Source organism: Pseudomonas sp. HMSC065H01 (genome assembly GCF_001815235.1).
Classification (GTDB): domain Bacteria; phylum Pseudomonadota; class Gammaproteobacteria; order Pseudomonadales; family Pseudomonadaceae; genus Pseudomonas; species Pseudomonas aeruginosa.
Genome location: NZ_KV819892.1, coordinates 97,620 through 105,585, shown reverse-complemented (window position 1 = coordinate 105,585; position 7,966 = coordinate 97,620). Strand labels below are relative to the sequence as shown.

6 protein-coding genes are annotated in these 7,966 nt (G+C 66.1%); 2 read left to right on the top strand and 4 right to left on the bottom strand.

Features of this window, described 5'->3' with window-relative positions; all coding sequences use genetic code 11:
* From HMPREF3014_RS15860 to HMPREF3014_RS15850, 3 genes are all read right to left on the bottom strand, one after another.
* On the bottom strand, nt 1-537 hold a 537-nt coding region (locus tag HMPREF3014_RS15860; RefSeq protein WP_141765725.1), incomplete at its 3' end, for a DUF1329 domain-containing protein.
* A gap of 60 nt (nt 538-597) precedes the next feature.
* A complete protein-coding gene (locus HMPREF3014_RS15855) occupies nt 598-2,523 on the bottom strand; it encodes a DUF1302 domain-containing protein (protein ID WP_003093045.1) in 1,926 nt (641 codons plus the stop codon).
* A 211-nt stretch (nt 2,524-2,734) separates the two neighbouring features.
* Entirely contained in the window at nt 2,735-4,417 is a 1,683-nt protein-coding gene (locus HMPREF3014_RS15850) for a fatty acid--CoA ligase (protein ID WP_016852487.1), read from the bottom strand.
* A gap of 181 nt (nt 4,418-4,598) precedes the next feature.
* Here HMPREF3014_RS15850 and HMPREF3014_RS15845 point away from each other — a divergent pair, with 181 nt between their 5' ends.
* Complete coding sequence (locus tag HMPREF3014_RS15845) at nt 4,599-5,774, top strand: acetyl-CoA C-acyltransferase (protein WP_003103022.1); 1,176 nt, start codon at nt 4,599-4,601, stop codon at nt 5,772-5,774.
* A 56-nt stretch (nt 5,775-5,830) separates the two neighbouring features.
* Here the strand turns inward: HMPREF3014_RS15845 and HMPREF3014_RS15840 are convergent, their stop codons facing one another.
* On the bottom strand, nt 5,831-7,012 hold the full coding sequence (locus HMPREF3014_RS15840) for an MFS transporter (RefSeq protein WP_003093049.1): 1,182 nt from the start codon (nt 7,010-7,012) through the stop codon (nt 5,831-5,833).
* A gap of 101 nt (nt 7,013-7,113) precedes the next feature.
* Here HMPREF3014_RS15840 and HMPREF3014_RS15835 point away from each other — a divergent pair, with 101 nt between their 5' ends.
* Nucleotides 7,114-7,902 (top strand): AraC family transcriptional regulator, encoded by a 789-nt coding sequence (locus tag HMPREF3014_RS15835; RefSeq protein WP_004345774.1) that lies wholly within the window; start codon nt 7,114-7,116, stop codon nt 7,900-7,902.
* The last annotated feature ends 64 nt before the right edge of the window (nt 7,903-7,966 follow it).

The following is a 7,966-nucleotide window of genomic DNA, read 5'->3' as shown; positions in this document are numbered from 1 at the left end:
GCCGCCGCGGTAGCGGGTGATGTGGTTCCAGATCACCTCCAGGCCGTTCTGCGGGATCGGGAACGGGTTGGCGGTATCGAAGTTCTCCAGGCCGTTGCCGCCTTCCACCAGCTTGGTGGTGGTGGCGTTGCGCTTGGCCGCCTCCTGCACCGCCGCCGGGACGGTGGCGCTGCGGTGGGTCTTGTATACCGGGATCTTGTAGGTATCCGGGTAGCGCTTGAACATGGCCAGTTGGCCGGGAGTCAGCTTGTCCTTGTACTGGTCGACGTTCTGCGCGGTGATGGTGAACAGCGGTTGCTCGCTGGCATAGGGGTTGGCGAGGAAGCCACGGCTGTCGACGCTGCCGGCGTTGGTCGCCAGGCCGCCGTCCCAGGCGGGGATGCTGCCGTCGGCGTTGCCGGCCTTCTCCGCCCCCAACGGAGTCAGGCTGGTGCCGAGCTTGGCCGCTTCGTCGGCGGATACCGCCGCCATCACCTGGGTGGCCAGCAGGCTCAGGGCCAGTACACCGGTATGCAGAAGAATCTTCGTTGTTTTCATTCGCTCGTCGTCCTCGTTAAGTCCTGCTCGCCGGCCCGGTTCGCACCGGGCCGGCGTACATCAGAAGTTCATGCCGAAGCTGAGCGCGACGAAGTCGCGATCGTCCACGGTGGTGTACTTGCCGTCGAAGAAGTTGGTGTAGGAGAGGCTCGCGGTGTAGGTGTTCTGGTACTCCGCGTCCACCCCCAGGCTGACCGCCTTGCGGCCTTCCTCGAAGTTGGCGCCGGGGCCGGGCGAATAGCCATCGACGTCGTGCGACCAGGCCACGCTGGGCTTGAGGTTCACGCCCATGAACACGTCGTTGTAGTCCCAGATCGCACGGGCGCGATAACCCCAGGCATCCGAGGTGGTATAGCCATCGTTCTCGCAGTAGCGGCTGACGTTGTTCGCTTCGGCGGTGCCCAGCGTGCTGACGTTCAGCGCCTGGCAGCTGGCCAGGCCGGAGATGGTCCCCGGCAGCGGCCCCGGTCCGAAGACCGGGTCACGCCCGTAGCGTGCCTTGGAGGTGCTTTCCAGGCCGCCGACGTGGGTCCAGCCGATCTCGCCCACCAGGGTCAGGCGCTCGGCGCCCATCACCTGGTCGAAGAAGTGCGTCAGGGTGGTCTGCAGTTGGGTGATCTCCTTGCGCCGATAGCCGTGCAGGTCCTGCCCGGCCTGGCCGTTCAGCACCGAGGCGTTGTCGTAGGGGCGGTTGCCGCCGATGCTCACCGGGTCGAGGCCGGCGAAGAGGATGTCGGTGGTGTTCAACTGCACCGGCGCGTTGGGCCGGTAGCTGACTTCGCCGCTCCACGCGGTGCCGTTGGGCAACGTGGTGGAGAAGCTCAGGCCGAACATGCGGATATCCTCCGGGTACTCGATGAAGTAGCTGGAGTTGCCGGCGGTGGCCGCCGCCGCGGCCTGTGCGGCCAGTGCCGGGTTGATCGCGGCGAGGCGGGTGGCGAGGTCGTTGATCGCCGCCATGGTGCTGGCCGAGGCGCCCTGGCCGCTGAAGATCGGCAGGCGGCTGTGGTAGTTCATGTAGTAGGCGCCGAACTCGGTGTTCAGTTCGTCGGCGAAGTAGCGCAGGGCGAAGCCGTACTGGCCGCTGTCGCGAGCGTCGCGGTCCGGCCCGCGGCGGACCAGGATGCCCTCGTCCCAGGGCGACGGGGTAACGCTCAGGCCAGCCCCGGCGAGCACGTTGTTGAGCAGGTTGATGGACGCCTTGTTGTTGGTCAGCACCGCCAGGTTCTGGTCGCAGCCATCGGCCACCACGTCCGGCTGGGAGAAGAAGGTGCCACAGTTGTCGACCACCGTCTGGTCCCACTCGATCTGGTAGAAGCCTTCGGCGGACAGGTTGTCGGTGAGGTTCTGCGACAGGTAGAACATGTTCACCGGGATCAGGCCTTCCTTGATCTCCGAGCCGGGCCGGCGGAAGGCGGTGACGTCGATCGGGTTGATGGCGCTGATGCCGTTCTGGATGAAGGTGCTCTCGCCCCAGTTCACCACCTGCTTGCCCAGGCGCACGCTGCCCGGCAGGTCGCCGATGGCATAGTTGTGGTAGATGAAGGCGTCGAGCAGTTCGGCTCCGGAGGACTTGGCCAGGGTCTTACGGCCGCTGTCGTCGATGTCCTTGAACTCGCGGTGCTCGTCCTTCAGCTCGAAGTCGTACCAGTACTTGCCGCGCAGGAACACACCGGTATCGCCGTACTTCAGTTCGAGGTCATGGATGCCCTTGAAGACCTTCGAGAACGTTTCCCCACGCTTGAAGTTCAAGTGGCTGTCGTCGGAGGTCTGGGAAAGTCCCTTGCCGCCGTTGTTCACACCGATCAGGTTCTTGTTCGGCTTGGCGGTCGACCAACTGGCCCCGACCGACAACGCCGAATCGAAGGAACCTTCGATTTCCCCGATGTTGAAGGTCACCCCAAAGGCCGGAGCCGCCAGCGAGGAAGCCAGGCTGACGGCCAACGGCAACCGGGCCCGACGCGAGAACGGATTACGGGTTGTCATCGACGCTACTCCATGTGTGTTTTTTGTTATGAGTGCGTGGACTATAGCTAGCGCTGCCTGCCGCTTGATCCCTCGAAAGTGTGATTTGCGCGGCGCAACCACTCTGGCTCGCGCCTTTGCGGCGGATGGAGAATGACCGGGCGGTCGCGAAAACGCGGAGACCAAGCGTTTGCTTGGCCTCCGGGCGTTTCGGCGGTGTAGGAAAGCCCCGTCAGACGGTCGACAGGAAGGCGCTGCCGGCTTCCTGCCACTGGGCGATCTCGATACGGATGCGCTTCTTGTCCAGCTTGCCGACGCTGGTCTTGGGAATATCGGTAACAACCGCGATCTGCGAGGGGATCGCCCACTTGTTGATGTTGCCCTGCTCGACGAAAGGCTTGAGGTGCTCCTTCAGGCCACGGGCGTCCAGTTGCTGGCCCTCGCGCACCACCAGCAGGGCGAACGGGCGCTCGCCCCATTGCGGATCGGGCACCCCGACCACCGCCACTTCGCGTACCGCCGGATGGCGGCTGATCAGGTCTTCCAGCTCCAGGGAGGACAGCCACTCGCCGCCGGTCTTGATCACGTCCTTGATGCGGTCGCGGATCTCGATGAAGCCCATGCCGTCCAGGGTCGCCACGTCGCCGGTGTGCATCCAGCCGCCGCGCCACAACTCCTCGCCGCGCTCGGGTTCGCGGAAATACCCCTGGGTCAGCCATGGCGAGCGCAACACCAGCTCGCCCTGGGACTCGCCGTCGGCCGGGAGGAAGCGGCCCTGTTCGTCCATGATCGCCGCATCCACCAGCGGCACCGGCACACCGGCCTTGATCCGGTAGGTGGTGCGCTCGTCCTCGCTTCCGGCCAGCAGTTCGTCGTTGAGGTAGGCGCAGGAAATCAGCGGACAGGTCTCCGACATGCCGTAGGCGGCGGTCAGCTGGATGCCGCGCGCCTTGGCCGCCTCGTAGAGCGAGCGGTTCAGCGCGCTCCCGCCGATGATCACCTTCCAGCCCTTGAAGTCCACGCCCTGGGCAGCCCTGGCGTTCATCACCATCTGCAGGATGGTCGGCACGCAGTGGGAGAAGGTGACCTTCTCGCGCTTCCACAGTTCGACCAGCAGTTCCGGATCGTAACGCCCGGGATAGACCTGCTTGACCCCGAGCATGGTCGCCACGTACGGAGTGCCCCAGGCGTGGACATGGAACATCGGGGTGATCGGCATGTACACGTCGCTGGTACCGAGCAGGCGGATGCTGTCCAGGCTGCCGATGGTCGAAGCCATCGCCAGAGTGTGCAGGACCAGTTGCCGGTGGCTGAAATACACACCTTTCGGATTGCCGGTGGTGCCGGTGGTGTAGAAGGTGGTGGCGATGGAGTTCTCGTCGAAATCGGGGAAGTCGTAGCGCGGGCTGGCCGCGGCCAGCAGCGACTCGTATTCGCCGACCAGGCCGGGCAGTTCGGCGCTCTTCTCCGCGCCGTCGGTGAGCAGGATGGTCCGCTCCACCGTGGCCAGCTGCCCCGCCATCGCCTGGTAGAGCGGGACGAACTCGCTGTTCACCAGCACGAAGCGATCCTCGGCGTGGTTCATGGTGTAGAGGATCTGTTCCGGGGAGAGGCGGATGTTGATGGTATGCAGCACCGCCCCGATCATCGGGATGGCGAACATGCATTCCAGGTAGCGATGGCTGTCCCAGTCCATCACCGCCACCGTGTCGCCGGCCTTCACCCCGGCCTCGCTGAGTACGTTGGCCAGGCGCGCGACGCGCTCGTTGAAGGTGGCGTAGCTGTAGCGCACCTGGTCGCGGTAGACGATTTCATGACTCTTTTCGTAACGACGGCCGGAAAGCATCAGGCTCTTGATCAGCAACGGATACTGATAAGCGCCGGCGGCGGCCGGGATGAGACGGGTCTTCAGCATGGGGCGTACACCTGGGAGCGGGTTCGTTGTCAGGATGAGGCCGACTCTAGAGCCGTCGGCGGGCTTTGTTCATCAGTCAAAAGAGTGATTTGCCCCGTGACCTTTCGGAGCCTCCCGGTCACAAGATAGAATCCGCCCACTGAATCGTTCAGACCCTATCCAGAACAAGAGGTAACGTTCCATGTCCGATATCGTCATCGTCGCCGGCGCCCGTACTCCCATGGGCGGCTTCCAGGGCAGCCTGGCCGGCGTTTCCGCGGTCGACCTGGGTGCCGTCGCGATCCGCGAAGCGGTGCAGCGCGCCGGCATCGCCGCCGAGGACGTACAGGAAGTGATCATGGGTTGCGTCCTGCCCGCCGGCCTGAAGCAGGGCCCGGCCCGCCAGGCCGCGCTGGCGGCCGGCCTGCCCGCCGCCACCGGCTGCACCACCATCAACAAGCTGTGCGGCTCGGGGATGAAGGCGGTGATGCTGGCCCACGACCTGCTCAAGGCTGGCACCAACCAGGTGATGGTCGCCGGTGGCATGGAAAGCATGTCCAACGCGCCCTATGTCCTGGAGAAAGCCCGCAGCGGCCTGCGCATGGGCCACGGCGAGATCAAGGACCACATGTTCCTCGACGGCCTGGAGGACGCCCGTACCGGCCGTTTGATGGGTTCGTTCGCCCAGGAGACCGCCGACAAGTACGGCGTGACCCGCGAGGAGATGGACGCCTATGCCATCGAATCGCTCAAGCGCGCCCAGGCCGCCATCGCCGATGGCTCGCTGGCGGCGGAAATCGTCCCGGTCACCGTCACCAGCCGCAAGGGCGAGAGCGTGGTGAAGGACGACGAGCAACCGCTGACCGCCAACCTGGAGAAGATCCCGAGCCTCAGGCCGGCGTTCCGCAAGGACGGTACCATCACCGCCGCCAATGCCAGCTCGATCTCCGACGGCGCCTCCGCGCTGGTCCTGATGACCGCCGAGGAAGCCCAGCGCCGTGGCCTGAAGCCGCTGGCGCGAATCGTCGGCCATGCCACCCAGAGCCAGGACCCGAGCGAGTTCACCCTGGCGCCGATCGGCGCGATGACCAACCTGTTCGCCAGGACCGGCTGGAGCAAGGACGACGTCGACCTGTTCGAGATCAACGAAGCCTTCGCCATGGTCACCATGCTCGCCATGCGCGAACACGGCCTCGATCATGCCAAGGTCAATGTCTATGGCGGCGCCTGCGCCCAGGGCCATCCGGTCGGTTCCACCGGCTCGCGGATCATCCTCACCCTGATCAACGCCCTGCGCCAGAAAGGCGGCAAGCGCGGCGTCGCCTCGCTGTGCATCGGCGGCGGCGAAGCCACCGCCGTGGCGCTCGAACTGCTCTGATACGGCGTTGAGCCATCGGCGCCCGGCCGGCTCGCGCTGTCCGGGCGCCCTCTTCCTCAGGTGCCCACCGCGGCGCTGCGCGCCGGACGCGGAAACACCAGCGCCGCGGCGAAGGTCAGCGCGGCGAAGCCCGCCAGTACCAGGTACAACCCCAGCAGCCCCTGCCGTGGTTCCAGGTAGGCGATCATCGGGATCGCCGCCGCGCTGGCGCCGAACGACAGGAAATAGCGCAGGGCGAAGACCCGCGCCTGCCACTGCGGCGCGACGAAGTGGGCGACCATCGCATCGTTCACCGTCACCTGGCCGAACACCGCGAACATGAACAGCGCGCCGAACAGCACCACTGCGCTGCCGTGGCCGTAGGCCAGGGCCAGCAGCAGCGGCACCTGGCAGAAGGTGAGGAAGACGAACGGCAACTTCAGGTTCAGGCGATCGATCAGGCGCCCCATGATCAGTTGCGCCACCGCGCCGAAGGCATAGGCCAGGCTGACCACCACGCCGAGGGTCTGCGGCGACGCCAGCAAGTCGCTCAGGCGCTCCTGGAACAGCTTCGGGTAGGTCACGGTGCTGGCGTTGAACACCACCCCGCCGGTGGCGGTGACCAGCGCCAGCACGCCGAACACCCGGCGCATCGACAGGCCCTCGCTGTCCTCGCCACGCGCCGCGGCCTTGGCCGACAGGTGCGGCGATGGCTCCTCGCGCACGCAGAAGAAAAAGCCGATGCCGAGCAGGATGGCCACCCCGCCGGGCAGGATGAACGCCGCACGCCAACCGAAGTGCGCGGTGAGAAAGCCGGTAAGCAGCGCGGCGAAGGCGACCCCGAGGTTACCCCACATGCCGTTGATGCCGATCTCGCGGCCGCGGTTCTCCGCGTGTGCCACCAGCATCGCGGTGCCGACCGGGTGGTAGATCGCGGCGAATACCCCGATCAGGGTCAGCCCGGTCACCAACATCGGTACGCTGCCGGCCAGCCCGGTGAGCAGTGCGGCGGCGCCGATACCGAAGAAGAACAGCAGCATCATCCGCCGCCGGCTCCAGGTATCGCCCAGCCAGCCGGCCGGCAGCGAACAGGCGCCGAAGGCGATGAAACCGCCCAGCGACAGGCCGATCAGACCGGCGTAGTCGAGGTCGAAGCTGCCGGCCATGCCGAGCACGGCGGCGGGGAAGATCAGCATGAACATGTGGTCGATGACATGCGCGGCGTTGATGAAGCGGATAACGGTTCGAGGTCGGTTCATGGCGTGCGGCCTGAATGGTCGGTGAGGAATGGGCGTCATGACCCGGGCATGATAGGTTGACCGAAAAGCGCAGACAGGACAGCGAGGTCATCGAAACGGACATGCTGATCGAGCACCGCCCGGACGGCCTGCTGGCCGCCATCTCCCTCGACTTCCCCGACGGCCATCACCTGGGGCGGCATTTCCACCCGCAGGCGCAGTTCCTCTACGCCGCTCGCGGCCTGATGCGCCTGGCCACCCACCACGGCGCCTGGGTGATCCCGCCGACCCGCGCGGTATGGATTCCGCCCCGGGTGGAGCACGAGATATTCATGTCCGGCGAGGTGCACATGCGCACCCTGTTCATCGAGCAACCCGAAACGCCGACACCGCTAAGCGACTGTTGCGTACTGGCGGTGACGCCGCTGCTGCGGGAAATGATCCTGCGCGCCATCCACCTCGAGAGCCAGCCGCGCCTGGACGACTTCCGCCAGCGCCTGCAAGGGCTGATCCTCAGCGAGATCGCCAACCTCGAACGGATGCCGCTGTACCTGCCGATGCCCCGCGACCGCCGCTTGCAGGCGATCTGCCAGGCATTGCTGAAACAGCCGGAACTGGGGCTGACCCTCGATGACTGGGGCCTGCGGGTCGGCGCCAGCTCGCGCACCCTGGCGCGGCTGTTCGCCCAGGAATTGCAGATGAGCTTCCATGAGTGGCGCCAGCAATTGCGCCTGACCGAAGCCCTGCCGCGCCTGCTGGCCGGCGACAGCGTGCAGGTGGTCGCCCGCGACCTCGGCTACGGCAGTACGCGGGCCTTCAGCAGCATGTTCCGCCGCCTGCTCGGCGAAACCCCGCGCGACTACCTGGGGCGACTGGAGCAACTGGCACGGGTCAGGGGCCGCGAGGACTGATGCCCCACGGCGCAACGCCAAGCAATGGCGAATCGGCGGATAACGCCTGCGGCGTTATTCGCCC